General features: G+C 59.2%; 21 protein-coding genes and 2 pseudogenes. 17 read left to right on the top strand and 6 right to left on the bottom strand.

Features of this window, described 5'->3' with window-relative positions; genetic code table 11:
- Positions 1 to 122 precede the first annotated feature (122 nt).
- The 11 genes and pseudogenes from AC1RM7_RS09135 (at position 123) to AC1RM7_RS09085 (ending at position 11695) form a co-directional block, all read left to right on the top strand.
- Positions 123 to 1004 (top strand): FAD binding domain-containing protein, encoded by an 882-nt coding sequence (locus tag AC1RM7_RS09135; RefSeq protein ID WP_024921972.1) that lies wholly within the window; start codon positions 123 to 125, stop codon positions 1002 to 1004.
- Positions 1001 to 1486 carry a (2Fe-2S)-binding protein gene (locus AC1RM7_RS09130; RefSeq protein ID WP_006021836.1) on the top strand — a complete coding sequence of 162 codons (486 nt, stop codon included), beginning with the start codon at positions 1001 to 1003 and terminating at the stop codon, positions 1484 to 1486. Before AC1RM7_RS09135 ends, AC1RM7_RS09130 begins: the two co-directional genes overlap by 4 nt.
- The gene (locus AC1RM7_RS09125; protein ID WP_024921973.1) at positions 1483 to 3876 is read left to right on the top strand and encodes a xanthine dehydrogenase family protein molybdopterin-binding subunit; all 2394 of its coding nucleotides are present in this window, start codon (positions 1483 to 1485) and stop codon (positions 3874 to 3876) included. Before AC1RM7_RS09130 ends, AC1RM7_RS09125 begins: the two co-directional genes overlap by 4 nt.
- A 37-nt stretch (positions 3877 to 3913) precedes the next feature.
- A complete protein-coding gene (locus tag AC1RM7_RS09120) occupies positions 3914 to 5167 on the top strand; it encodes an ABC transporter substrate-binding protein (protein ID WP_024921974.1) in 1254 nt (417 codons plus the stop codon).
- 58 nt (positions 5168 to 5225) lie between these two features.
- Positions 5226 to 6109 (top strand): annotated as a pseudogene (locus AC1RM7_RS09115) (branched-chain amino acid ABC transporter permease).
- Positions 6110 to 6124: 15 nt separating this feature from the next.
- The gene (locus AC1RM7_RS09110; protein WP_006021832.1) at positions 6125 to 7111 is read left to right on the top strand and encodes a branched-chain amino acid ABC transporter permease; all 987 of its coding nucleotides are present in this window, start codon (positions 6125 to 6127) and stop codon (positions 7109 to 7111) included.
- Positions 7108 to 7875, top strand: coding sequence for an ABC transporter ATP-binding protein (locus tag AC1RM7_RS09105; protein WP_425990107.1), 768 nt, complete (start codon positions 7108 to 7110; stop codon positions 7873 to 7875). The genes AC1RM7_RS09110 and AC1RM7_RS09105 overlap by 4 nt, the downstream gene beginning before the upstream one ends.
- A gap of 4 nt (positions 7876 to 7879) precedes the next feature.
- On the top strand, positions 7880 to 8584 hold the full coding sequence (locus tag AC1RM7_RS09100) for an ABC transporter ATP-binding protein (protein ID WP_006021830.1): 705 nt from the start codon (positions 7880 to 7882) through the stop codon (positions 8582 to 8584).
- A 73-nt stretch (positions 8585 to 8657) separates the two neighbouring features.
- Positions 8658 to 9608 (top strand): cyclase family protein, encoded by a 951-nt coding sequence (locus AC1RM7_RS09095; protein WP_024921977.1) that lies wholly within the window; start codon positions 8658 to 8660, stop codon positions 9606 to 9608.
- A gap of 15 nt (positions 9609 to 9623) precedes the next feature.
- Entirely contained in the window at positions 9624 to 10931 is a 1308-nt protein-coding gene (hisD, locus tag AC1RM7_RS09090; RefSeq protein ID WP_024921978.1) for a histidinol dehydrogenase, read from the top strand.
- On the top strand, positions 10928 to 11695 hold the full coding sequence (locus tag AC1RM7_RS09085) for an SDR family NAD(P)-dependent oxidoreductase (RefSeq protein WP_024921979.1): 768 nt from the start codon (positions 10928 to 10930) through the stop codon (positions 11693 to 11695). The genes hisD and AC1RM7_RS09085 overlap by 4 nt, the downstream gene beginning before the upstream one ends.
- Positions 11696 to 11851: 156 nt before the next feature.
- Here the strand turns inward: AC1RM7_RS09085 and AC1RM7_RS09080 are convergent.
- The 6 genes and pseudogenes from AC1RM7_RS09080 to AC1RM7_RS09055 all read right to left on the bottom strand — a co-directional run.
- Positions 11852 to 12019 (bottom strand): annotated as a pseudogene (locus AC1RM7_RS09080) (putative quinol monooxygenase); the annotation flags it as partial.
- A gap of 131 nt (positions 12020 to 12150) precedes the next feature.
- A complete protein-coding gene (locus AC1RM7_RS09075; protein ID WP_006021826.1) occupies positions 12151 to 13038 on the bottom strand; it encodes a 2-hydroxy-3-oxopropionate reductase in 888 nt (295 codons plus the stop codon).
- Between the two features lie 23 nt (positions 13039 to 13061).
- Positions 13062 to 13847, bottom strand: a complete 786-nt coding sequence (gene hyi / locus AC1RM7_RS09070) for a hydroxypyruvate isomerase (protein ID WP_024921980.1) — start codon at positions 13845 to 13847, stop codon at positions 13062 to 13064.
- 27 nt (positions 13848 to 13874) lie between these two features.
- Positions 13875 to 15674: a glyoxylate carboligase gene (gene gcl, locus AC1RM7_RS09065; protein WP_492837962.1), complete on the bottom strand. Its 1800-nt coding sequence runs from the start codon at positions 15672 to 15674 to the stop codon at positions 13875 to 13877.
- A 176-nt stretch (positions 15675 to 15850) separates the two neighbouring features.
- Positions 15851 to 16702 (bottom strand): IclR family transcriptional regulator, encoded by an 852-nt coding sequence (locus tag AC1RM7_RS09060; protein ID WP_024921982.1) that lies wholly within the window; start codon positions 16700 to 16702, stop codon positions 15851 to 15853.
- Between the two features lie 89 nt (positions 16703 to 16791).
- Positions 16792 to 18960, bottom strand: coding sequence for an acetate--CoA ligase family protein (locus AC1RM7_RS09055; protein ID WP_006021822.1), 2169 nt, complete (start codon positions 18958 to 18960; stop codon positions 16792 to 16794).
- 294 nt (positions 18961 to 19254) lie between these two features.
- Here AC1RM7_RS09055 and AC1RM7_RS09050 point away from each other — a divergent pair, with 294 nt between their 5' ends.
- The 6 genes from AC1RM7_RS09050 (at position 19255) to AC1RM7_RS09025 (ending at position 25631) form a co-directional block, all read left to right on the top strand.
- Positions 19255 to 19980: a GntR family transcriptional regulator gene (locus tag AC1RM7_RS09050; protein ID WP_006021821.1), complete on the top strand. Its 726-nt coding sequence runs from the start codon at positions 19255 to 19257 to the stop codon at positions 19978 to 19980.
- Between the two features lie 37 nt (positions 19981 to 20017).
- A complete protein-coding gene (gene oxc, locus AC1RM7_RS09045; protein WP_024921983.1) occupies positions 20018 to 21760 on the top strand; it encodes an oxalyl-CoA decarboxylase in 1743 nt (580 codons plus the stop codon).
- A gap of 92 nt (positions 21761 to 21852) precedes the next feature.
- Positions 21853 to 23133: a formyl-CoA transferase gene (frc, locus tag AC1RM7_RS09040; RefSeq protein ID WP_006021819.1), complete on the top strand. Its 1281-nt coding sequence runs from the start codon at positions 21853 to 21855 to the stop codon at positions 23131 to 23133.
- 252 nt (positions 23134 to 23385) lie between these two features.
- The gene (locus tag AC1RM7_RS09035) at positions 23386 to 23523 is read left to right on the top strand and encodes a hypothetical protein (RefSeq protein WP_162832208.1); all 138 of its coding nucleotides are present in this window, start codon (positions 23386 to 23388) and stop codon (positions 23521 to 23523) included.
- Between the two features lie 523 nt (positions 23524 to 24046).
- Positions 24047 to 25060 (top strand): Bug family tripartite tricarboxylate transporter substrate binding protein, encoded by a 1014-nt coding sequence (locus AC1RM7_RS09030; protein WP_024921984.1) that lies wholly within the window; start codon positions 24047 to 24049, stop codon positions 25058 to 25060.
- A 64-nt stretch (positions 25061 to 25124) separates the two neighbouring features.
- Entirely contained in the window at positions 25125 to 25631 is a 507-nt protein-coding gene (locus AC1RM7_RS09025) for a tripartite tricarboxylate transporter TctB family protein (protein WP_006021816.1), read from the top strand.
- Positions 25632 to 25638 lie beyond the last annotated feature (7 nt).

The following is a 25638-nucleotide window of genomic DNA, read 5'->3' as shown; positions in this document are numbered from 1 at the left end:
CGTCACGACCTGTTCATGGCAGCGAAATAATCGTTCGATAAACAAGGCTTGACCTTTGGTGCGCGGCACCCTCTAATAAAATCCAAGCCCATCATAAAATGAGGCGAGGGGAGGTTGCCGGAATGAAAGCTTCGGCTTTCAACTATGCGCGTGCTTCAAGCGTCGACGACGCATTGGATCTGCTTGCTTTGCACGGCGATCAGGCGAAAGTGCTCTCCGGTGGTCAAAGCTTGATGCCGGCCTTGAATCTCAGGCTGTCGGCGCCCTCGCTGCTGGTTGATATCGGCGCCATTGCCGAGCTGCGCGGGGTCTCCGTAACCAATAGCGTTCTCAAGATCGGCGCGCTCACCCGGCACGTCGATGTTCAGAAGTCCCCGGACATCGCCAAACACGCTCCGCTTCTGACCGAAGCTATCGCGCATGTTGCTCACCCGGCGATTCGCAACAGGGGCACTATCGGCGGCAGCTTGGCGCATGCCGATCCGGCATCGGAACTTCCGGCGTGCGTCATCGCGCTTGGTGCATCCATCGTTGTGCGCGGTAAGGACAGTGAGCGCCGCATCCCCGCGGCCGACTTTTTTACGGGAATCTACGAAACATTGCTGTCGCCAGAAGAGTTGCTGGTTGCGGTCGAGGTTCCTGTCGCAACACCGAACTCCGTCCACTTCTTTCACGAATATGCGCGTCGCAAGGGCGATTACGCCATCGTGGGATTGGCGGCATCCGGGGTTCTTGAGCGGGACGTGCTCTCGGATCTCAGGCTCGGCTTTTTTGCGGTGGGCGACAAACCGATGCTTGCAGGCGCATCAAAGCATCTCATCGGAAAGCCTGTAACGGCATCGATGCTTACCGACGCACAGGCTACCCTAGATGAAGAGCTTGATCCGCAGGAGGATCAGCAGGCTTCGGCTTCCATGCGCCGCTATCTGGCGCGTCAGCTTCTGGAGCAGTGCGTTGTGACGTTGCTCGGCCGGCCCGATCTCGAAACGAGAAAGCTCGCATGACTGATCTAATGCCGATCTCCCTGATCGTGAACGGAGAGCGCGTGTCCGCGAGCGTGCTTCCTCGGCTCAATCTGGCTGATTTCCTGCGGGAGCATCTGTCCCTTACCGGAACGCATGTCGGTTGCGAGCATGGCGTTTGTGGTGCATGTACCGTTCGCGTCAATGGTGACATTGTGCGAGCCTGCCTGCTATTGGCGGTGCAGGTGGAGAACGCGTCCGTTGAAACGATCGAAGGTCTGTCGGACAGCGGCGAGATTTCTGATTTGCAGGCCGCATTTCAGGATCGCAATGCTCTTCAGTGCGGATACTGCACGCCGGGGATGCTGATGGCGGCGCAGGACATCCTGAAGCATGAGCCGCAAGCTGACCGAGAGCAAATCCGCGAGCATCTGTCCGGCAATTACTGCCGCTGCACGGGCTATCATGCAATCGTCGATGCCGTGGAAGCTACGGCACGCGCACGCGCGGGGCGGGTGCGATGAACGATAGCTCAATGAAGCAGCGCGGTCTTTCCGTTCTCGACCGCCCGAATTCATATATCGGCAAGACGGTGCCCCGCCCCAACCTGGGACGGCTCATGCAGGGTCGCGGCCAGTATGTCAGCGATCTGACGCTTCCGCGCATGGCGCACGTCGTATTTCTGCGTTCGCCTTACGCTCATGCCAGGATTCTGAAGATCGACGCGACCGAGGCGAAAGCAATGCCCGGCGTGATCGCGGTTGTGACCGGTGCGGAGCTCGCGAAGGTCATTTCGCCGTGGGTTGGTGTCCTGTCGCATCTCAAGGGCCTGAAGTCAGCGCCGCAGCATGCAATCGCCGTCGACCGGGCTTGCTGGCAGGGGGAAGCGGTGGCCGCCATTGTTGCGACCAGCCGCGCGCTCGCCGAGGACGCCGCCGAACTTGTCTCGGTGGATTACGAAGAGCTCGTGCCGGTGACGGACATGCGCACGGCGCTCGATCCTGCAACACCGGTGATCCATCCCGATCTCGGCGATAATCTGGCTTTCGAGCGTAATCTCGATGCCGGAGCTGTTGATCAGGCATTCAGTGAGTCCGACGAGGTCGTGGAAGCCGAGTTTGTGTTCGGCCGCCACACCGGTGTCACGCTCGAGCCGCGCGCGGTGCTTGCGGACTGGAACAGCGGCGATGAGCGTCTCACCGTTTATCTGGGCACCCAGGCGCCACATATGGTGCAGAACATTGCCGCCAAGCATCTCGGTCTTGATGAGGCGCAGGTTCGGGTTGTCTGCAAGGACGTCGGTGGCTCATTCGGCATCAAGGTCCATATCTACGCGGACGAAATGGCGACATTGGCGCTGTCGAAGCTGCTGCGCCGCCCGATCAAGTTCGTTGCGGATCGGGTTGAAAGCTTCAACACCGACATTCACGCGCGAGATCACGTTTGTAAGGCGCGCATCGGCGTCAGCAAAAACGGCACGATCAATGCATTCGAGATCGACGACGTCACCGGTATCGGTCCGTATTCGATGTATCCGCGCACCAGCGCGATCGAAGCCAATCAGGTCGTCAATCTGGTCGGTGGACCCTACACGACACAAAACTATCGGGCGCGGACCCGCGTCGTTTTCCAGAACAAGAACGTCACCTGCCAATATCGCGGCGTGGGGCATCCGATCGCATGCTCGATCACCGAGGGTCTGGTCGATCTTGCCGCTCAGCGGATCGGGATGGATCCATTCGAAATTCGGCGACGCAACCTGATCCGCGATGACGCCTATCCGTGCGGTTCGCCATCCGGGTTGAAGTTCGAGGCGCTGTCGCATCACGCCTCGCTCGACAAATTGTACGCGATGATGAATTACGGTGCGCTGCGCGCCGAGCAGGCGGCCCTGCGCAAGCAGGGAATCTATCGCGGCATTGGCATCGCCAGCTTCATCGAGGTGACTAACCCGAGCGCAGCGTTCTATGGCGTTGGCGGGGCGCGGATTTCCTCGCAGGATGGCGTCGCCGTCCGCCTGGACGCCACAGGTCGCGTAATCTGCCAAACCAGCATCACCGAGCAGGGGCAGGGATCGGAATCCCTCACCGCGCAGATCGTCGGCAGCGTGCTTGGCGTATCGATGGAGCGCGTGCGAGTCATTCTTGGAGATACCGACAACACGCCTTACGGCGGAGGCACCTGGGCGTCGCGCGGCGCCGGCATCGGCGGCGAAGCCGCGTTGCAGGCGGCCAAGGTTCTGCGCAACAACATTCTGGATGTCGCGGCTGCTATTTTACAGGCCAAGCCGGCGGACCTGGATATCGTTGACAACGCCGTCGTTGACGTTCAGGGCGGTCAGCAACGTATCGAGCTGCATGAGCTCGCCCGAATCGTTTACTTCAGGCCCGATACCTTGCCGCCGGGCTTCCAGCCCGAGCTGATGGCGACACGCCATTTCGTGCCGCGCGAGTATCCGTTTGCATTCACCAACGGCATTCAGGCTTCCTGGCTCGAGGTCGACCCCCGCACCGGCTTTATCAAGCTGCTCAGGCACTGGGTTGTCGAGGACTGCGGCACCATCATCAATCCGCAACTCGTGGACGAACAGATCCGCGGCGGCGTGGTGCAGGGACTTGGCGCAGCGCTGTACGAACACTGCATCTACGATGAACGCGGACAGCTCACCAACGCCAACATGGCGGACTACCTGGTGCCGATGTCAGGCGAAATGCCGGATATCGATGTCGGGCATATCGTTTCTCCGACGCTGGATGGCGAGCTTGGCGCCAAGGGGGCTGGAGAAGCCGGGACCGCGGCGGCCGCCGCCGTTGTGGCCAACGCAGTGAATGATGCGCTGTCGCCGTTCAATGTCACCGTGACCGAAATTCCGCTAACGCCAAGAGTCATTCTTACCGCTCTCGGGCGCATCTGACCGACGCTACAAAACAATATCAACCTCGGAGGAATACATGGCCAAGAAGACGACAGGTTCTAACTCGATTTCGCGCCGCCGCCTGCTGACCACAGCCAGTGCTGGCGCCGTTCTGGCGGCCTCGCCGTTTCGCATCAATCTTCTTCAGGCACAGGAAGCGACGATCAAGGTTGGTTTTCCCGTTCCGCTGACCGGTCCCTACGGCACCGAAGCCCAGGACCAGGTGCGCGCAGCGGAAGTTGCTATTGCCGAATTCAACGAGGCCGGTGGTCTCGATGGCCGCAAGGCCGAGTTGCTGGTCCGCGATGACAAGCTCAATCCTGGTGAAGCGGCGACCCGCACGCTGGAACTGATCGAGAAGGAAAAGGTCAACTTCATCGTCGGCAGCCTGTCTGCTTCCGTTCAGCTTGCAGTGAACAACGTCACCAAAGAGCGCAAGATCATCTACAACTCGATCAGCCAGTCGGACGAAATCAACGAGGCCAAGGATTTCAGCAAGTACACGTTCCACGAAGCGCTCACGCCGCATCTGACCGCGGGCGCTGTCGGACGCTACGCGTTCTCGAAGTTCGGCAAGAAGGTCGCGTTCCTCACTGCGGACTATGCTTATGGCCATGAAATGGTGCGCGGCTTCCAGGAAGCCGGAAAGGCCTTGGGGATCGAAAGCCTTGTCGATATCCGGCATCCGCTCGGCACCACGGACTTCTCGGCACTGTTGCCGCGCATTCAGGCTTTGAAGCCGGACATTCTCGTCATCAGCAACTTCGGCCGCGATCAGCAGATCGCGCTCAAGCAGGCAACCGATTTCGGCATGAAGAAGAGCATGAAGATCGTTGCGCCGATCCTGCTCTATACGGGCCGCATCGCTGCCGGCGCGCAGGCATTCGAAGGCGTCATCGGCGGAACCTCGTACTACTGGGGCATCGAAGACAAGGTTGCCTCTGCAAAGGCGTTCAACGATCGGTTCCGCAAAATGCACGGCGGCAAGGTGCCGTCGGACTACGGCGCGCTGGGCTATGCCGGCGTCAAGACGCTGCTGATGGGCGCCAAGGCCGCCGGAAGCCTCGACACAGACAAAGTCATCGCTGCTGTCGAAGCCTTGAAGTACGATTACTACAAGGGCCCTGAATATTATCGCAAGTGCGATCACCAGGCCGTGCAGTCGGTTCTGATCATCGAGTCAAAATCGAAACCCGAGAAGGGCGAGTCCGACGTGTTCAATGTGCTGGCGACTGAAGAGCCAAGCGAAAAGAACCTGCGCACCTGCGAAGCGCTCGGCCACAAGTCCTGAACTGTGAACCAGCAGACGCGCGTCCCTCGCGGGGCGCGCGTCTTACTTGGAGATAACTATGGCCGGCCTGAGCTTTGATCTGATCGCACTGCAACTCTTTACCGGGTTGGCGCTTGGCGCGATCTACGTGTTGTTCGCCATCGGCTTGTCGTTGATTTTCGGCATGCTGACCGTGGTGAACTTCGCGCACGGCGCCTTTTATATGGTTGGAGCTTATGTCGGACTGTTCCTTCTCTCGCTGGGCGGGAACTTCTGGCTCTGTCTGGTTGCCGTCCCGTTGATTGTCGGCACTATCGGACTTGTTGTCGAACGGTTCCTGATCCGGCCGCTCTACGGCCGCGGCATCGACTATCCGCTGCTGCTGACGTTTGGTCTCAGCTACGTCATGGTTGAACTGATCCGCATTGCCTTCGGCAAGAGCGGCTATCCATTCGATACGCCGGAGCTCCTTCAGGGCGCTGTCAATATCGGTGTCGATACTTCCCGCTCTATCGTCTGTTCGTGATCGGCGTCGCGGCAGCGGTTCTGCTTGGCCTGTGGCTCTTCCTTGAGCGTACCAGCTTTGGTCTGATTATCCGTGCCGGCGCACGCGATCCGCAGATCGTTCGCGTGCTTGGCGTCAATGTGGCACGGGTATGGCTATTCGTATTCGGGATCGGCTCGGGAATTGCCGCGTTGGCCGGGCTTCTCGCGGCACCCCTGCAAGGCGTTATTCCGGAAATGGGAGCGACTATTCTCGCCGAGGCCTTTGTTGTCACCGTGGTTGGTGGCATGGGCTCCATCGGAGGCGCGGTCATCGCCGGCCTGCTGGTTGGCGTGGTCGTCAGCATGACGTCGCTGTTTGCGCCCGAAATGGCCAAGGTTTCAATCTTCGCCCTGATGGCAATTGTTCTCCTCATCCGTCCGCAAGGCTTCTTCGGCCGCGCGGGTCTCATGAGCTGAGGCGGGTATAAAGTAATGAATGAGCTTTCTCAGACCCTGACCCAGCCGGCTGTCGCATCGGCGAGCTGGTTCGATTTCGCCAAGCGTCACCGCGCGATCCTGGCGAGCATCTTTGTGCTGGTGTTTCCGCTGGTGATGCCGTTCACCGCGCTGGCGGTGAACATCCTGATTTACGGGCTCTATGCCGTCGGCTTCAATCTGCTGTTCGGATACCTCGGGCTGCTATCCTTCGGTCACGCCGCGCTGTTCGGCACCGGCGCCTATCTCTGCGGCATCGCCATCGTTCATCTCGGCTGGCCGTGGTACGTCGCGATTGGGATGGGCATTCTCGGCGGCACCGTCATGGCCGCCGCGATCGGTTCACTGGCGATCCGCACTCGGGGCATTTACTTCGCCATGGTGACGATGGCCCTGTCGCAGTGCGTTTTCTATCTCTTCTATCAAGCGGTCGATTGGACCGGCGGCGAAAACGGCCTGCGCGGTATCAACGTTCGCGTCATCGACATCCTCGGTTTCAAATTCGACTTTATCAATCCGCTGACGCGGTACTATGTCGTCGCGGCATTCGTCATCATGGCGCTCTTCGTCCTGTCGCGAATTCTGGCGTCGCCGTTCGGTGCTGTGATCGAGGCCGTTCGCGAGAATGAAGCACGCGCGCGCGCATCGGGGTATAATGTCACGCTCACGCGGCTGATCACATTCATCCTCTCTGGTGCATTCTGCGGTCTGGCCGGCGCATTGATGGCGTTGCACCTGTCCATCGTGCCGATCGAAATCCTGCACATCGAGACATCGGGCATGGTTGTCATGATGTCGCTGCTAGGCGGGATGGGCACCTTCTTCGGTCCATTCGTTGGCGCCGCGGTTTTCCTGCTGCTGGAAAATCTGGTGTCGTTGTGGACCGTTCACTGGCAATTGATCGTCGGCGCGGTGTTCATGATCTGCGTCCTGTTTTTCCCGGCGGGCATCTGGGGAACGATCTTGAAGCGGATCAACAAATGATGACTTCGACAGATACATCGCAGGTCATCCTGCGCACCACCGGCGTGAGCAAGTCGTTCGGGAAATTTGTGGCCCTGAACAACATCTCTGCTGAATTCTCGCGCAATGCGATCACATCCATCATCGGCCCGAACGGCGCCGGCAAAAGCACCTACTTCAACCTCCTATCAGGCGCGTTTCCTCCGTCCAGCGGCAAGGTCGAGTTCGAGGGGCGCGATGTGACGAATATCGCGCAGCACGAATTCGCTCACATGGGGATCGCAAAGTCATTCCAGATCACCAACGTGTTCCCGCTGTTGACGACGCGGGAGAACGTGCGCGTCGGATTGCAGGCCTTTGTGTCGCGCTACGATATCTGGCGTCCTCGTTCCAGACTTCCGGGTCTTATTGAGAAGGCGGATGCGCTGCTCGCGCTGGTCGGCCTTTGGGATCGCCGCGAGCGGTTGGCCAAGGAACTTGCGCATGGTGAACAGCGTGCGCTTGAGATCGGGATGGCGCTGGCCGCGAATCCGCGTCTGCTACTGCTGGATGAGCCGACGGCGGGCATGAGCCCCGAAGAAACCCGCGTGATGATGGATCTGATCGTGAAGCTATCGAAGGAGCGCACGGTCATTCTTGTCGAGCACAAGATGAAGCTGGTGATGGGTATCAGCGACCGGGTGCTGGTGCTTCACCACGGCGAACTGCTTGCTCAGGGAACGCCAACGGAAGTCCGCCAGAATGAACAGGTCAAGCGAGTCTATCTTGGCCAGCGGGAGCACTGAAGCGATGTTGCGCGTGGAAAATCTCAACTCCTGGTATGGCGCGAGCCATGTGTTGCAGGATATCGGCCTTGAGGTGAACAAGGGCGAGATCGTTTGTCTGATCGGCCGCAATGGCGCTGGCAAGACCACGACACTAAAATCGATCATTGGTTTACTCGACAAGACCCGCGGATCGGTGGTGTTCAAGGACAAAGAAGTGCTGGGCCAGCCGGCTCACGTCCGCTTCGGTCTCGGTTTGGCATATGTTCCAGAGGAGCGCCGCATCGTGCAGGGACTGACTGTGCGTGAGAATCTGCGGCTCGGCCTTGTTGCGTCGCCTGCGAAGAAGGAAGAAGTCCGTCGCATTGCTCAGATCGCGGAAATTTTTCCCCGTCTGGCGGAGCGGTTGGATCAGGAAGCCGTGACAATGTCTGGCGGCGAACAGCAGATGCTGGCGATTGCGCGTGCGATGATATCGAAGCCCGATCTCATCATGCTGGACGAGCCTTCGGAAGGTATCATGCCCGTGCTCGTCGACGAGATGTTCGAGTTGTTCCGGAAGATGAAGTCGGAAGGAACAACGATTCTGCTGGTTGAGCAGAACGTCGAACTGGCGCTCGATATCGCCGATCGCGCCTATGTGCTGGACCAGGGCTCGGTTGTGCATCACGCGACTGCGGCCGCACTGCTGGCCGACGATGAAATCAAGGAGCGTTACTGCTCGGTGTAGCCTGAAGAAGCTGCTTCGGGCGGTCGCTCGCCGACAAAATTATCATTCGATAAATAAGGCAAGGAATATCTCCATGAAAGTCGACAGAGCTGCAATCTATGAAGCTGCCAAGAAACTCTCGAACTGGGGCCGGTGGGGTGCTGACGATCAGATCGGAACGCTCAATAACGTGAGTCCTGAAGATGTCATAAATGCCGGCAAGCTCATCAAGAAAGGGAAGGTGTTTGCGCTTGGCCTTTCGCTGAAAGAGCCGATTCAGTCCGGCCTGTTCGGAGGCCGCTGGAATCCAATTCACACCATGCTGGCGACCGGCACGGATGCCGCAGCAGGCAATCAGGACGTTCCTTCGCCGTATCTGCGTTACGCTGACGATGCGATCAACATGCCCTGTCAGGCGTCGACGCAATGGGATGCCCTCTGCCACATCTTCCTCGATGACAAGATGTACAACGGCTACGATGCCAAGTTGGTCGACGCCCGCGGCGCGAAGAAGCTCGGCATCGAGCACACGCGCGACAAAATGGCGGGCCGTGGCGTGCTGCTCGATGTCGCCCGGTTCAAGGGGGTGGAGTCGCTCGATGACGGCTATGCGATCACCAATGCGGATCTGGATGCCTGCGCGAAGCATCAGGGCGTTGAAATCCGCAAGGGCGATTTCGTCATCGTTCGCACCGGCCACCAGGAGCGATGCCTGAAGAAGAAAGACTGGTCGGGCTACGCCGGTGGCGATGCGCCGGGCATGGCGTTCGAAACCTGCTACTGGATTCGCGAGAAGGATATCGCCGCAATCTGTACCGACACCTGGGGATGCGAGGTTCGCCCGAACGAGACCAATGAAGCAAACCAGCCGTGGCACTGGGTGGTGATCCCGGCAATCGGAATCTCCATGGGCGAAATTTTCTATCTGAAAGAACTCGCGGAGGATTGCGCGCAGGACAAGGTCTATGAATTCTTCTTCACCGCCCCGCCGATGCATCTGCCGGGCGCGGCCGGGTCGCCAATTAATCCTCAGGCAATCAAGTAATCGCGGAGGCACCCGATGACAAAGTATCTCAAGCGAAGCCGTGATGCCGCCCAACGGGCGGAAGACGATACGAAGGTCCGTACCGCAGTCGAAGGGATTCTTGCGGATATCGAAAAGCGTGGCGACGACGCGGTTCGCGAACTGTCGGTGAAGTTCGACCAGTGGGACCGCAAGGACTACCGGTTGACCGATGCGGAAATTAAAGACTGCGTCGGGCAGCTTTCCAAGCGGAACATCGACGACATCAAGTTCGCGCAGGAGCAGGTGCGCAATTTCGCCCAGCACCAGCGTGACTCGATGAAGGATGTCGAGGTCGAGACGCTGCCGGGTGTCGTTCTCGGCCACAAGAATATTCCGGTCAATTCCGTCGGCTGTTATGTGCCGGGCGGCAAGTATCCGCTGCTGGCATCCGCACACATGTCGGTCATCACCGCAAAGGTCGCCGGCGTTTCGCGCATCATCACCTGCGCGCCGCCGTTCCAGGGCAAGCCGGCTCCCGCCATCGTCGCCGCCCAGCATCTAGCCGGTGCCGATGTCATCTATTGCCTCGGCGGAATTCAGGCTGTCGGTGCGATGGCGATCGGAACGAAATCGATCGCGCCGGTCGATATGCTGGTCGGGCCGGGCAACGCCTTCGTGGCGGAAGCCAAGCGGCAACTCTACGGCCGCGTCGGTATCGACCTTTTCGCCGGGCCGACTGAAACGCTAGTGATTGCCGACGGTACAGTTGATGGCGAGATGTGTGCCACCGATCTGCTGGGACAGGCAGAGCATGGGCCGAACTCGCCCGCGGTCCTGCTCACCAACTCGGAAAAACTCGCACGCGAGACAATGGCCGAAATCGAGCGCCTTCTGAAGATACTGCCGACTGGCGCGGTCGCGGCCAAGGCGTGGGAAGATTACGGCGAAGTGATCGTCTGCGATTCCGAAGAAGAGATGGTGAGGGAGGCTGACCGCATCGCCTCCGAGCATGTGCAGGTGATGACCCGTGATCCGGACTATTTCCTGAAGAACATGACCAACTACGGCGCCCTGTTCCTCGGACCGCGCACCAATGTGGCTTACGGCGACAAGGTGATTGGCACCAACCACACGCTTCCGACCAATAAGGCGGCGCGCTACACTGGCGGTCTGTGGGTCGGCAAGTTCCTCAAGACCGTGACCTATCAGCGCGTCCTGACGGATCAAGCCTCCGCGATGATCGGTGAGTACTGTTCGCGGCTTTGCATGCTTGAAGGCTTTGCGGGTCATGCCGAGCAGGCCAATGTTCGCGTGCGTCGCTATGGCGGGCGCAACGTGCCTTATGCGAGCGCGGCGGAATGAGCGCTTTGCCCACAACGCCGGCGTTCCGGCTTGACGGGCGGCGTGCGCTTGTCACCGGGGCGGGCCGAGGCATCGGGCTCGCCGCGGCGACGGCTCTGGCGGAAGCGGGTGCCCATGTCACACTGTGTGCACGCACTGCCAGCGAGATTGATGAAGTCGCTGCGGAGCTTCGCATAAAAGGCTTCTCGGCAGATACGCTTGCGCTCGATGTGACGGACGTCGCTGCGTTTCGTGCCGCGATGGAGGCACGCGAGCCGTATCACGCGTTCGTCAACAATGCCGGCACCAACCGGCCCAATTCCTTCACCGATGTGCCGGTGGAGGATTTCGACGCTGTCATGAATCTGAATGTGCGGGCGGCATACTTCGCCGCCCAGTCCGTTGCGCGACGGATGGTGTCGGCGGGTGTATCCGGCTCGATCATCAACATGTCGTCGCAGATGGGGCATGTCGGCGGCGTCAATCGCTCGCTCTATTGCGCGTCGAAATGGGCGATGGAGGGTTTCTCGAAGGCGATGGCGCTCGACCTTGCAGCCAGCAAGATCCGTGTCAACACGCTGTGCCCGACCTTCATCGAGACGCCAATGACCAAACCTTTCTTTGAAAATGCGGCGTTCAAAGAGAGTGTACTACAGAAGATCAAGCTCGGTCGCCTTGGCACAGTCGAGGATCTGATGGGGGCAATTGTTTTCCTCGCCAGCGATGCATCTGCGCTGATGACCGGTTCGTCCCTGATGATCGACGGTGGATGGACCGCCGACTAGAGGTTTGCCTCCGCGCCGCGCTGCTATAGCAAATGCAGAGGCGCCGCGTCGTAGATCTGGATTGTCGGTTGGTTCAGCGAGCAGCCCGCGCAGGGCTTTGACAAAACCGCGTGACTCCGGGACCCGAAAGTGGTCCATCAGCACCTCTTTATCGGCCCATTGCTCGACAAACACAAAGCGCAGCGGATTCACGCAATCGATGTGCAAGGCATGCGAAATGCAGCCTGGTTCAGTACGTGAGCGATGAACATGTTCCAGGCTTAGCCGGCGCACTTCGTCGAACGTTTCGGGTCTGGCTACAGCGTCTCCGGTCACGAGAATCATGCGTCTCTCCTACGTGTTCTCCATCGAGACGATTTGCCAGTAGACCAGTCTATAACGGCGCGAATAAAAAAGCGGCGCGGTGTTTCTTCATCGCGCCGCCAAAATCAGCTCAATGGTGATTGTCGCGGACCTTAGCCCTTTGCAACCTCGTGGTTGGCCATTGTTTCCAGCGCTTTCACCATTGCGGAGTGATCCCAGGCCTTGCCGCCGTGGGCGACGCAGGCATTGAAGAGCTGTTGCGCCGTCGAGGTGTTTGGCAAAGATACGCCGAGTGCCCGCGCGCCTTCCAGCGCGAGATTGAGATCTTTCTGGTGCAACTCAATGCGGAAGCCGGGATTGAATGTGCGCTTGATCATGCGCTCCCCGTGCAATTCGAGAATGCGCGACGTGGCAAGTCCTCCCATCAGCGCCTGCCGGACCAGAGTTGGATCGGCACCAGCTTTCGAGGCGAACAGCAGACCCTCGGCGACGGCCTCGATAGTGAGTGCCACGATGATCTGATTGGCGACCTTGGTGGTCTGGCCGTCACCGTTACCGCCGATCAGGGTGATGTTCTTGCCCATCTTCTCGAACAGCGGTTTGACGGTATCGAATGCGCCTTGCGGCCCGCCCACCATGATGGTCAGCGATGCAGCCTTCGCGCCGACTTCTCCGCCGGAGACCGGCGCGTCCAGATAATCAGCGCCTTTCGCATTGACCTTTTTTGCAAATTCTTTCGTCGCGATCGGCGAAATCGAACTCATGTCGACGACGATTTTGCCTTTCGAAAGTCCTTCCGCAACGCCGCCGGTATTAAAGAGTACCGATTCAACGTCGGGTGTGTCGGGGACCATGAGGATGATGACGCTGGCTTTCTCAGCGATCTCCTTGCCTGATTTGCACGCCGTGGCGCCAGCGGCAACGAGGTCCTTGGAGGCAGCGGATTTCTCCAGAACAAACAGGCGATGTCCGGCGGCTTGCAGGTGGCCCGCCATCGGCCGTCCCATAATTCCAAGGCCGATGAACCCGATATCGGTCATTCTTTGATCTCCCTCGTTTTTAATTACGCATCGACCGTATGCGGTTCGTACCACCCAAGACCGTCCAGGGTGGTGGTCTTCGGCTTGTACTCACAGCCGATCCAGCCACGATAGCCGATCTCGTCCAGATAGCGAAACAGGAAGGGATAGTTGATTTCGCCGGTGCCGGGCTCGTTGCGGCCGGGGTTATCTGCAAGCTGGATATGCGCGATACGGCCGAGATGCTTTTTCATGGTTGGAGCGATGTCACCCTCCATGATCTGCATGTGATAGATGTCATATTGAACAAAGAGGTTCTCGGAGCCCACTTCCGAAATGATCTGGAGTGCCTGCTCTGTTCCGGTGAGGAAGAAGCCGGGAATATCGCGGGTGTTGATCGGCTCGATCAGCAGCTTGATACGGTGCTTCGCGAGAGCATCTGCCGCGTAGCGAAGATTCTCCACCAACACGGCGCGAAGCTCCGCAGAGTCGGAACTGGCCGGTGTAATGCCGGCAAGGCAATTTACCTGACGGCAGTCCAGTGCCTTGGCGTATTCGATGGCGCGGCTGACGCCATCGCGGAATTCTGCGACCCGATCGGGAAGGATTGCGATTCCCCGTTCACCCGCGCCCCAGTTGCCTGCCGGAAGGTTATGCAGCACCTGGGTGAGACCATGCTGCTGCAACTGCTCGCCAAGCACCGCTTTTTCGTAGTCATAGGGAAACAGATATTCCACGCCCGCGAACCCGGCCGCCTTTGCTGCCGCGAAACGGTCGATGAACGGCAATTCGTTGAAGAGCATGGTCAGATTGGCTGCAAACTTTGGCACGGCGGAATGTCCTTTTCCTGTTGGTCGTTAGACGGGCAGCAGCTTGCCGCGGGATGTCTTTTCCGGACTTGCTGGCGTGTCATCAAGCGGCAGGTCGAGCACTTCCTCGAATTCGACGATATTGTCGATCTCGGTGCCCATCGCGATGTTGGTGACGCGTTCGAGAATGAACTCGACCACGACCGGGACGCGATACTCCGCCATCATCTCGCGGGCGGTTGCGAACGCCGCCTGCGCTTCTTCGGGGTGGGTGACGCGAATTGCCTTGCAGCCGAGACCTTCGGCGACAGCGACATGATCGACGCCGTAAACGCCAAGCTCCGGTGCGTTGATGTTTTCGAACGAAAGCTGCACGTGGTAGTCCATGTCGAAGCCGCGCTGCGCCTGACGGATCAGACCCAGATAGGAATTGTTCACGACGACATGGATGTAAGGCAGCTTGAACTGCGCGCCGACGGCAAGCTCCTCGATCAGGAACTGGAAGTCGTAATCGCCGGACAGTGCGACGATCTCGCGTTCCGGATCTGCGGCACGGACGCCCAGCGCTGCGGGCAGGGTCCAGCCGAGCGGGCCGGCCTGTCCGGCATTGATCCAGTTGCGCGGGCGATAGACGCCAAGGAATTGCGCACCGGCGATCTGCGACAATCCGATCACGCTGACGTAGCAGGTGTCACGACCGAACGCCTTGCTCATCTCTTCATAGACGCGCTGTGGTTTGATCGGCACGTTATCGAAGTGGCTCTTGCGCAGCATGGTGCGCTTGCGGTCCTGTACTGCCGCGGGCCACGCCTGGCGCTCTTTGAGCTTTCCGGCCTTGCGCCACTCCTTCGCCACCGTAACGAATAGTTCAAGCGCTGCCTTGGCATCCGAGACGATGCCGAAATCTGGATTGAACACGCGGCCGATTTGTGTGGGCTCGATGTCCACATGCACGAACGTGCGGCCCTTGGTGTAGGTTTCGACTGATCCGGTGTGGCGGTTAGCCCAGCGGTTTCCGATGCCGAGCACGAAGTCCGACTCCAGCATCGTCGCATTGCCATAGCGGTGGCTGGTCTGAAGGCCGACCATTCCGGCCATCAGAACATGATCGTCCGGGATTGCGCCCCAGCCCATCAGCGTTGGCACCACGGGAACATTGACGATCTCGGCAAACGCGACGAGAAGGTCGGATGCGTCGGCATTGATGACGCCGCCGCCCGCCACGATCAGCGGGCGTTCGGCAGAATTGAGCATTTCAAGTGCTTTCTCGACCTGCTTGCGCGTTGCGGCTGGCTTGTAGACGGGAAGCGGCTCATAGGTCTCGTCGTCGAATTCGATTTCGGCGAGTTGCACGTCGAGTGGCAGGTCGATCAGCACCGGACCAGGGCGGCCGGACCGCATGATGTGAAATGCCTGGCTGAAAACCCGCGGCACCAAGGCTGGTTCGCGCACGGTGACGGCCCATTTCGTCACTGGCTTGGCGATCGACTCGATGTCGACAGCCTGGAAATCTTCCTTGTAGATGCGGGCGCGGGGAGCCTGTCCGGTGATGCACAGGATCGGGATCGAATCCGCGATAGCCGAATACAATCCCGTGATCATGTCGGTGCCAGCCGGGCCCGACGTCCCGATGCAGACGCCGATGTTCCCCGCCTTGGCCCGGGTATACCCTTCGGCCATATGCGACGCGCCTTCGACGTGGCGCGCGAGAATGTGATTGATCGATCCGCGTTTTTTCAGTGCCGAGTACAGAGGATTGATCGCGGCGCCCGGAACGCCGAAAGCACAGACGACGCCTTCCTTCTCAAGGATACGCACCGCCGCATCGATTGCCCGCATCTTCGCCATGTCACACCTCGAATGGGTTAAGTTCGGATGCAATCATCGCGAAGCGTGCTGGCCGGCTCAACGGCCTTCAATTTGTTTCCCGCGATACGATGCCCGCGCAAAAATCTCTCGCGCTATCAAATGCCTAGGATGAAGTAAAAGTGAAAACGGTTTTGGCGAGCCGGGCCGCGCGGCAGTCAGCTTTTTCGCGCAGCAGGGGGCATGATTCCGCCAAGCGCAACCGTCAGTTCGGCAGCGACGTCGCGCACGATGTTACCGATGACCGGCAGGCGTTCGTCGGTGAAGCGGGAGGTCATGCCGGAAACTGAAATCGTGGCGAGTGGCTCACTGCAATCGTTGTAGACCACGGCGGCAACGCATCGAAGTCCAATGCGGGCTTCTTCGTCATCCACCGCATAGCCTTGCTGCCGGATTATTTGCAGCGCTTTGAACAGTTCGCCGGGCCGCACGATGGATTTCTCCGTCAGCCTCGGCATTCCCTGGCGATGGATGATCGCGCTCACATCTTCATCGGAATAGGTCGCCAGAACGGCCTTGCCGACCCCGGAGGCCACCATCGCCACGCGGCCGCCAACCTTGGTGAGCGAGCGCATGATCTCGCGGCTTTCCACGCGCGTCAGAACGATGATGGTTTCGTCGTCGACAACCGCGAGATTCGCGGTTTCCCGCGTCAGGTCTCGAAGTTTGCGCAGGTAAGGCATGGCATGGGCGACAAAATTCCGCCGCCGCGCGAACGTCGAGCCGACGGAGAAGGTGCGCACGCCGATGTGCCACTTGGCTTCGCTGCGGTCGAATTGCACGAAACGGCGCTTTTCCAGCGTCGTCAGCAAACGGTGTACGGTTGATGTGGACAGGCCGGTGCGCACCGCCAGATCGGTGAGCCGGTAGCCTTCATCGTCTTCGGCAAGGGTCTCTATCAATGTCAGGGCGCGGTCGACGGACTGAACACCGCCATCCCGGCCTTCGGTCTCTGTCTCAATGCCGACACGGGGCTCGACAGATTTTCGCCGGATCACGCTTTTCTTCATCGCCTACCTACGGCCCGCGGATAGAAGTGAAGGTCGCGCTGGGAATAAAGCGGGTGCCGCCTTTGGAGGGCGGCACCCATTGTCAGAACTTACAGTAGGCCGGCGCCGCGTGCCCACTTATATTTTGCACCAAGCACTTCGACCGGAAGTTCGGTCGAGTACGCGTAAGCCGGGATGCCGTTCTGATAGAGGTATTCAGCGGCTTCCTCGACCTCGACGTCACCGGCCAACGAGGCGACCATCGGCTTGCTGATGCCCTTGGCCTCCATCTCCTTCTTCACCTCGACCATGTTCCTGGCGAAGACCATCGGCGGCGTGACGATGGTGTGCCAGTAGCCGAGGATCAGCGAGTGAATACGGTCATCCGACAGGCCGAGCTTCACAGTGTTGACGTAGGTGATCGGCGGTTCGCCGCCGGTGATGTCCACCGGGTTGCCAGCAGCGCCGAATGGCGGAATGAACTTGCGGAACGCCGCATCGAGGTCCGGCGGCATCGCCATCAGCGACAGACCGTTGTCGACCACGGCGTCCGACAGCAGCACGCCTGAGCCGCCTGCGCCGGTGATGATGAGCACGTTCTCGCCCTTCGGGGTCGGCAGCACCGGAATGCCGCGAGCGAATTCGAGAAGCTGACGCAGCGAGCGGGCGCGAATGACGCCAGACTGCTTCAGTACGTCCTCATAGATCTTGTCATTACCGGCGAGTGCGCCGGTGTGCGACGACGCTGCCTTCGCGCCGGCGGAGGTGCGGCCAGCCTTGAGGACGACAACCGGCTTCTTCTTGGAGACACGCTTGGCGGCTTCCGCGAAGGCGCGGCCGTCTTTCAGATCCTCGCAATGCTGCGCGATGATCGTGGTGTTCGGGTCCTGTTCGAAGAAAGCGAGCAGATCGTCTTCGTCGATGTCGGACTTGTTGCCGAGACCGACAATCGCCGACACGCCCATCTTGGCGGACCGCGAGAAGCCGATGATGGCCATGCCGATGCCGCCCGACTGCGATGACAGAGCGGCGTGGCCCTTGACGTCATAAGCGGTGCAGAAGGTCGCGCAGAGATTGGCCGGTGTGTAGTAGAAGCCGTAAATGTTCGGCCCCATCAGGCGGATGTCGTATTTCTTGCCGACCGCGACGATCTCTTCCTGAAGTTCGGGCGCGCCAGCCTCGGCGAATCCCGACGGGATCAGCACGGCGCCGGGGATTTTCTTCTCGCCGCATTCGGCGAGTGCTGCGGCGACGAACTTGGCAGGGATGGCGAATACCGCCGTGTCGATGACGCCGGGCACATCCTTGACGCTCTTGTACGCCTTGATTCCCATGATCTCATCCGCTTTCGGATGGATCGGATAGATCTGGCCTTTGTACCCGCCGTTAATGAGGTTCTTCATCACCGAGTTACCGATCTTGCCGGCTTCGGACGACGCGCCGATCACCGCGACCGCCTTCGGCATCATGATGCGGTTCATCGCAGTGACGATTTCGTCATTCGAGCGCGGAGCAGGACGCGGCTTGTAGTCGAAATCGACGACAATGCGCACGTCTGCGGCGATCGCGTCTTTCTTGGTGGCGAAAACCGGGTTGAGATCAAGTTCCACGATTTCAGGGAAATCGCTAACGAGCTGCGAAACGTTGACGATGATAGCCGCCAGAGCCTCGCGGTTGACCGGATCTCCACCGCGAACGCCGTTCAGCATTTCGTGGGCTTGAATTCCATCGAGCATGGAAAGCGCATCGGCATTGGTTGCAGGCGCGAGGCGGAAGGTGACGTCTTTCAGCACTTCGACCAGAACGCCGCCGAGGCCGAAGGCCACCAGCTTGCCGAATGAGCCGTCGGTAATCGAGCCGACGATGACTTCGGTGCCGCCCAGCAGCATCTGCTGAACCTGGATGCCTTCGATCTTGGCATCGGCCTTGTACTTCTTGGCATTTGCCAGAATCGTCTCATAAGCCTTTTCAGCGTCGGCGGCTGTTTTCACGCCGACAATCACGCCGCCTGCTTCGGTCTTGTGGAGAATGTCGGGGGAAACGATCTTCATCACCACCGGGAAACCCATGCCGGTCGCGATCTTAGCGGCCTCGGCGGCGGACTTTGCCACGCCTTCCTTTGGGACCGGAATTCCGTAAGCATCGCAGACCAGTTTGCCTTCCGGCGCGGTCAGGCTGGTGCGCTTGTCGGCCTTTACGGCGTCGAGAATTCTCCGAACCTCAGCTTTTGCCTGTTGTCCGACGTCGATCTTGCGAGCTGCGTCCTGCGAATGAGCCATTACACTTCCTCCTGTCACGTCCATTTTTGAAATCTGGTTGCGCGCGGGTTGTCGGACGGTCGTTCCCGAGCGCTTAGATCACCACATCTTGGCGTTTGCCCGCACGGATTGAAGCGTGCAGAGACAAAATGTCCATCTTTGGCATTTGGTATGCCAAGAACCATCTTTGTCAAGCCTATTCACTAGGCCCTGCGGCACCGGGCGCGTTGCTTGACATGCTGGCATCTGGTATGCCAAGAACCTAAGCAACGCTTCCGTGGTATACAGCCCCTCTGGAAGAGAGGGAGATGATTCATGGCTACTCAGAAAATCTCAAAGGCACCATTGAATGAGCAGGACATTGCGATCGTTCGCATTGCGCCTGAGGCAAGTTTCAAAAACAAGGCCTATGACGCTTTGAAAGAAGCCATTCTCAAAATGGACATCTACGCCAGCCCCGAGCCCGTGATGCTCGACGAGCGCGCGCTGTCGGAACATCTGGGTGTCAGCCGTACGCCGATCCGCGAAGCGATCGCGATGCTGGAGCAGGACGGTTTCGTCAAGACGGTTCCACGCCGTGGCATCGTGGTCGTGCGCAAGACCAAGGCCGAAATCGTGGACATGATCCGGGCATGGGCTGCGCTCGAGAGCATGGCCGCGCGTCTCATCACTACGACGGCGCGCAAGAAAGACATTTCGGCGCTGCGCAACTTCTTCAAGGATTTCAACAAAGACCGGCTGCCGCAGGATCATATCGAAGAGTATTCGAAAGCGAACATCGCGTTCCATCAGGCGCTGATTTCGCTGAGTGAATCTCCGGTCCTGGTCGATATGACCAACGACATCCTTCTGCACGTGCGTGGCTACCGGCAACTGACGATTGGGCGGACCGACCGCACCGCGGTGTCTTTGCCGGAGCATCTTGCCATCATCGAAGCGCTTGAGGAGCGCGACACCGAGCTCGCTGAAAAGCGCGCCCGCGATCACACGCTTGGGCTTGCGACCTACGTCGAAACCCATGGACAGGAAATCTTTACGTAGACCAGACGATCAAAAAAAGAGACTAGGGAGGCCACCGATGCTGACGGCAGCGAGTAAGTTAGAGGCGACGACTGCGAATGATGCAGAGCAGGAGCTGACAGATGGTTTTCATCTGATCATCGACGCGCTCAAACTTAACGGCCTCAATACGATCTACGGCGTGCCGGGGATTCCGATCACGGACTTCGGTCGCATGGCGCAAGCGGAAGGCATTCGTGTTCTTTCGTTCCGCCATGAACAGAATGCCGGTTATGCCGCGTCGATCGCCGGCTTCCTGACGAAGAAGCCGGGCGTCTGTTTGACAGTGTCGGCGCCGGGCTTTCTTAACGGCCTCACAGCGCTCGCCCACGCCACGACAAATTGCTTCCCGATGATCCTGATTTCCGGCTCGTCGGAACGCGAAATCGTCGATCTTCAGCAGGGCGACTACGAAGAAATGGATCAGCTCGCGGTCGCGAAGCCGCTGTGCAAGGCGGCGTTCCGTGTTCTGCATGCGCAGGACATCGGTATCGGCGTTGCGCGTGCGATCCGTGCTGCGGTGTCGGGCCGTCCCGGCGGTGTCTATCTCGATCTGCCAGCGAAGCTGTTCGGTCAGGTTATGAATGCGGACGCCGGCAAGAAGTCGCTGGTGAAAGTCATCGATGCGGCGCCGGCGCAGATTCCGGCTCCCGACTCGGTGAAGCGCGCGCTCGACGTGCTCAAATCGGCGAAGAAGCCGCTCATTATCCTTGGCAAGGGCGCGGCTTACGCACAGGCCGATGATGAGATCCGCACTCTGATTGAGAAAAGCGGCATCCCGTTCCTGCCGATGAGCATGGCCAAGGGCCTTCTGCCCGACACGCATCCGCAATGCGCCGGTGCGGCACGCTCCACGGTGCTGAAGGACTCCGACGTCGTCATGCTGATTGGCGCGCGCCTCAACTGGCTGCTGTCGCACGGCAAGGGCAAGACGTGGGGCGACGCGCCGAAGAAGTTCATCCAGATCGACATCGAACCGAAGGAAATGGACTCCAACGTCGAGATCGTCGCGCCAGTGGTCGGCGACATCGGATCGTGCGTCTCGGCGCTCGTGCAGGGCATGGGCAGTAACTGGCAGACCCCGCCGGCGGACTGGATCAAAACCGTCCAGACCAAGCGCGACGACAACGTTGCCAAAATGGCTCCGCGCCTGATGAACAACAACTCGCCGATGGACTATCACGGCGCCCTCGGCGTCCTGCGCACCATCATCAAGGAGCGTCCCGACGCGATTCTTGTCAATGAAGGCGCAAATACACTCGATCTGGCGCGCGGCATCATCGACATGTATCAGCCGCGCAAGCGCATCGACGTCGGCACCTGGGGCATCATGGGTATCGGCATGGGTTACTCCATCGCCGCTGCGATTGAGACCGGCAAGCCGGTGCTCGCGGTCGAGGGAGACAGCGCATTCGGCTTCTCCGGCATGGAGGTGGAGACGATCTGCCGCTACAAGCTGCCGGTCTGTGTCGTGATCTTCAACAATGACGGCATCTATCGCGGTACCGACGTCAACCCCTCGGGTGGCCCGGACGTGGCACCTACGGTGTTCGTGAAAGGCGCACGTTACGACAAGATGATGGAGGCCTTCGGCGGCGTCGGAGTCAACGCGACGACTCCCGACGAGTTGAAGCGAGCGGTTAACGCGGCGATGGATTCGGGCAAGCCGACACTCATCAATGCGGTCATCGATCCCGCTGCAGGCAGCGAAAGCGGCCGCATTGGCAATCTCAACCCTCAAAGCGTCTTGAAGAAGAAATAACTGGTCACACGGCAGGGAGCATGTCGCTTCCTGCCGATTTCAGTCCTCGCACTCGGCGTCAGAAGGCGTCGACCGATACGGAGTATTACACGATGACACAGGCGCTGAAGGGCGTTCGGATTCTCGATTTCACCCACGTCCAGTCAGGACCGACTTGCACGCAGTTGCTGGCATGGTTCGGCGCCGACGTGATCAAGGTGGAGCGTCCCGGCGTCGGTGACATCACCCGCGGCCAGCTGATGGATGTCCCCAATGCGGACAGCCTCTATTTCACGATGCTGAACCACAACAAGCGTTCGATCACGCTCGACACCAAGAACCCGAAGGGCAAGGAAGTCCTCACCGAGCTGATGAAGAAGTGCGACGTGCTGGTCGAGAATTTCGGTCCGGGTGTGCTGGATCGTATGGGCTTCCCCTGGGAAACCATCCAGAAAATCAATCCGAAGCTCATCGTCGCCTCGATCAAGGGTTTCGGCCCCGGTCCCTACGAGGATTGCAAGGTCTATGAGAACGTCGCGCAGTGCACCGGCGGTGCTGCATCGACCACCGGTTTCCGCGATGGTCTTCCTCTGGTGACAGGTGCGCAGATCGGCGATAGCGGCACCGGCCTGCATCTGGCGCTCGGTATCGTTACCGCTCTCTATCAGCGTTCGACCACCGGCAAGGGCCAGAAGGTTACTGCGGCAATGCAGGACGGCGTGCTCAATCTGACGCGCGTCAAGATGCGCGACCAGCAGCGTCTCGCCCACGGTCCGCTCAAGGAATACAGCCAGTTCGGCGAAGGCATTCCGTTCGGTGATGCTGTGCCGCGCGCTGGCAACGATTCCGGCGGTGGCCAGCCCGGCCGCATCCTGAAGTGCAAGGGTTGGGAGACCGACCCGAACGCCTATCTCTATTTCATCACGCAGGCTCCGGTCTGGGAAAAGATTTGCGACGTGATCGGCGAGCCCGGCTGGAAGACGCATCCGGACTACGCCAAGCCGGCGGCGCGTCTGCCGCGTCTGAATGAGATTTTCGGACGCATCGAACAGTGGACCATGACCAAGACCAAGTTCGAGGCGATGGAAATTCTCAACAAGGACGACATTCCGTGCGGTCCGATTCTGTCGATGAAGGAAATTTCCGAGGACAAGTCTCTCTATGCCACCGGTACACTCGTCGAGGTCGATCATCCGACCCGCGGCAAGTACATTTCGGTCGGCAATCCGATCAAGCTATCGGACAGCCCGACCGTGGTGACGCGCTCGCCACTGCTGGGCGAGCATACCGACGAAATCCTGAAGCAGGTTCTCGGCTTTAATGACAATCAGGTTGCGGAGATTCACAATTCGGGTGCTCTTTCGCCACCCCGTAAGGTCGAAGCAGCCGAGTAAGCCATCTGACTTGCGAGACCAAAGGCCGGCGAACTTCGCCGGCCTTTTTTGTGGTTTTTAGATACCTTCAAGTCATTGATACTGTGTGGGAAAGTTGAGACATTTCGTCGCGTCCAAGGGCGATGCTGCGATGCACTAACGCAAATGCTGCCATGCGGAATCTCGTATTGAGTCTGGCATCTGGTATACCTAGATTGGCCATGACGCAGCGCGATGCCAGCGCTGAATTCATCGGTTCTGAAAGGCCCTCCCATGTCCAAGACTGCTTCGATCGGCTTTGCTTCTTCCAACGGGCTGTTCCGTCAGCTGATTGCTTTCGTTGATAATTTCCTGATGAAGAGCGCCCAGATTTCCGCCAAGAATGGCGATCTGCCGCGGTTCGGACTCTGAGGATTAAGGTACTGAGCGATCGCAGATAATCGCGAGCATCGTCTTAAATGACATTGTGAAAGGCCCCGGTTTTCCGGGGCTTTTTGTTGAGCGCGCGCACTGGCCAATAGTGCAGTGCCGCACTGTGGTGTCTGGAATAACTCTTGTGTCCTGGCATATCGCATACAACGATGCGTTTCAGGCAGCAGCTGTCGGTTTTCAATAGAACAGCGCGCCTTGGGAGAGGGACCATGGCTGATACCGTTCTCACGGTGTCCAGGCGGCCGCGCCGAAAGGCGGATGGCGTGGCCATGGCTGTTGGCGCGAACTTCCCCACAACGATCCTGGCTGCCCCGTTGCGGCGACGTGGCTGTGAAGTTGCCATGCAGCGTGCATCGGATTCAGCCGTGACTACTCTTCACGAACGTTTCTGGAGGCAGACGAACAGACGTCACCAGGGATCGAACTCCGCAGGCTGCCGTAGGCAGATTTTTGGAATTAAGCCGCCGTTGAGCGGCGTGAAACAACGGGTGGGAGAAACGCAATGATGTTGTCGTCTTATCGAAGGTTAGGTCTTGCACTGGGAGTTGGAGCTTCGCTGGGTTTCGCATCCAGTCCCGCCTCGGCGGCATGGGAGCCGACCCGGCCGGTGGAGATCGTGGTTCCCGCCGGTACCGGCGGCGGCGCGGACCAGATGGCCCGCACCATCCAGGGCATCATCACCAAGCACAATTTGATGAAGCAGCCGTTGGTGGTGGTGAACAAGGCCGGCGGCGCCGGCGGTGAAGGTTTCCTTGATGTCAAAGGTTCAGCAGGCAACCCGCACAAGCTGGTGATTACCCTCTCCAACCTTTTCACGACCCCATTGGGAACCGGCATTCCGTTCAGCCACAAGGATCTGACGCCGGTCGCGATGATGGCGCTGGATGAGTTCATCCTCTGGGTGAATGCGGACAGCCCGTACAAGTCCGTGAAGGACTATATCGAGGCCGTGAAGGCGAAGCCTGGCGAGTTCAAGATGGGCGGCACAGGATCGAAGCAGGAAGACCAGATCATCACTGTAGCGATCGAGAAGGCGTCCAACACCAAGTTCACCTACATTCCGTATCGCGGCGGTGGCGAAGTGGCGGTCCAGCTTGTCGGCAAGCACGTCGATTCCACCGTCAACAATCCGATCGAAGCCGTCGCGCAATGGCGTGGCGGAGCCGTCCGCCCGCTCTGCGTGTTCGACGCGAAGCCGCTCCCCTACAAGGACGCAGTCGCCGATGGAAAGTCATGGGGCGACATTCCGACATGCAAGTCGCAAGGGCTCGATGTCGAGTACGTGATGCTGCGCGGATTCTTCACATCGCCGAAGGCGACCAAGGAGCAAGTCGACTATTATGTGGATGTGCTCAAGAAAGTTCGTGAAACACCGGAATGGCAAAGCCTGATGAAGGATGGTGCCTTCAATCAGACTATGATGGTCGGTCCTGAGTATTCGGCATGGGTCGATAACGAACAGAAGCGGCACCAGGCATTGATGAAAGACGCCGGCTTCCTGGCTGCACCACAATAATTTCAACGACAGATGCTGCCGGCGGACAGGTTCCGCCGGCAAAGGCTTCAGCGTGGGGAAAAATATGAGCGAGCATTCTTCTGGGGTTGGTCAGCGCGGGCCGTCGCATCGATGGACGGAGTTCGGCGTTGGCGTGTTCTGCATCCTGTTCGGGGTGATCACGATTATCGGGAGCATGAAAGCGGGAGCTGGATGGGGGGCGGACGGTCCCAAATCCGGATTCTTTCCCTTCTACATCGGCATCATCATTGTGCTGGCGAGCTGCGTGAACTGCATCCAGCTTCTGATGGAGCCTGATGACGGTCAGCTCTTCGCGGATTGGGGACAGCTTCGCCAAGTCCTCTCCGTCTTCGTGCCGACCACCATTTACTGTCTGAGCATCCCCTATCTCGGCATCTATGTCGCCTCGGTGCTTCTCATTGCTCTGTTCATGAAGTGGCTCGGCAAATACCCGTGGACTACAACTGCTGCCGTAGCGCTCGGCACGCCGTTAGCAGTCTACCTGTTCTTCGAAAAATGGTTCCTCATTCCGCTGCCAAAAGGCCCGCTGGAAGAGTTGCTTGGTCTCTAAATTCCCG

It is taken from the genome of Afipia sp. GW822-FHT03D08 (genome assembly GCF_058801645.1).
Note: the sequence above shows the minus strand (reverse complement) of the source record. Positions and strands in the feature narration are given on the sequence as shown.

Coding starts and splice junctions, on each gene's coding strand:
- AC1RM7_RS09120 (WP_024921974.1), top strand. CDS start 3,914: ATGGCCAAGAAGACGACAGGTTCTAACTCGATTTCGCGCCGCCGCCTG.
- AC1RM7_RS09130 (WP_006021836.1), top strand. CDS start 1,001: ATGACTGATCTAATGCCGATCTCCCTGATCGTGAACGGAGAGCGCGTG.
- AC1RM7_RS09060 (WP_024921982.1), bottom strand. CDS start 16,702: ATGAAGAAAAGCGTGATCCGGCGAAAATCTGTCGAGCCCCGTGTCGGC.
- AC1RM7_RS09135 (WP_024921972.1), top strand. CDS start 123: ATGAAAGCTTCGGCTTTCAACTATGCGCGTGCTTCAAGCGTCGACGAC.
- gcl (WP_492837962.1), bottom strand. CDS start 15,674: ATGGCGAAGATGCGGGCAATCGATGCGGCGGTGCGTATCCTTGAGAAG.
- AC1RM7_RS09095 (WP_024921977.1), top strand. CDS start 8,658: ATGAAAGTCGACAGAGCTGCAATCTATGAAGCTGCCAAGAAACTCTCG.
- AC1RM7_RS09110 (WP_006021832.1), top strand. CDS start 6,125: ATGAATGAGCTTTCTCAGACCCTGACCCAGCCGGCTGTCGCATCGGCG.
- AC1RM7_RS09055 (WP_006021822.1), bottom strand. CDS start 18,960: ATGGCTCATTCGCAGGACGCAGCTCGCAAGATCGACGTCGGACAACAG.
- AC1RM7_RS09075 (WP_006021826.1), bottom strand. CDS start 13,038: ATGACCGATATCGGGTTCATCGGCCTTGGAATTATGGGACGGCCGATG.
- AC1RM7_RS09125 (WP_024921973.1), top strand. CDS start 1,483: ATGAACGATAGCTCAATGAAGCAGCGCGGTCTTTCCGTTCTCGACCGC.
- AC1RM7_RS09105 (WP_425990107.1), top strand. CDS start 7,108: ATGATGACTTCGACAGATACATCGCAGGTCATCCTGCGCACCACCGGC.
- oxc (WP_024921983.1), top strand. CDS start 20,018: ATGCTGACGGCAGCGAGTAAGTTAGAGGCGACGACTGCGAATGATGCA.
- AC1RM7_RS09035 (WP_162832208.1), top strand. CDS start 23,386: ATGTCCAAGACTGCTTCGATCGGCTTTGCTTCTTCCAACGGGCTGTTC.
- frc (WP_006021819.1), top strand. CDS start 21,853: ATGACACAGGCGCTGAAGGGCGTTCGGATTCTCGATTTCACCCACGTC.
- AC1RM7_RS09025 (WP_006021816.1), top strand. CDS start 25,125: ATGAGCGAGCATTCTTCTGGGGTTGGTCAGCGCGGGCCGTCGCATCGA.
- hisD (WP_024921978.1), top strand. CDS start 9,624: ATGACAAAGTATCTCAAGCGAAGCCGTGATGCCGCCCAACGGGCGGAA.
- AC1RM7_RS09100 (WP_006021830.1), top strand. CDS start 7,880: ATGTTGCGCGTGGAAAATCTCAACTCCTGGTATGGCGCGAGCCATGTG.
- AC1RM7_RS09050 (WP_006021821.1), top strand. CDS start 19,255: ATGGCTACTCAGAAAATCTCAAAGGCACCATTGAATGAGCAGGACATT.
- AC1RM7_RS09085 (WP_024921979.1), top strand. CDS start 10,928: ATGAGCGCTTTGCCCACAACGCCGGCGTTCCGGCTTGACGGGCGGCGT.
- AC1RM7_RS09030 (WP_024921984.1), top strand. CDS start 24,047: ATGATGTTGTCGTCTTATCGAAGGTTAGGTCTTGCACTGGGAGTTGGA.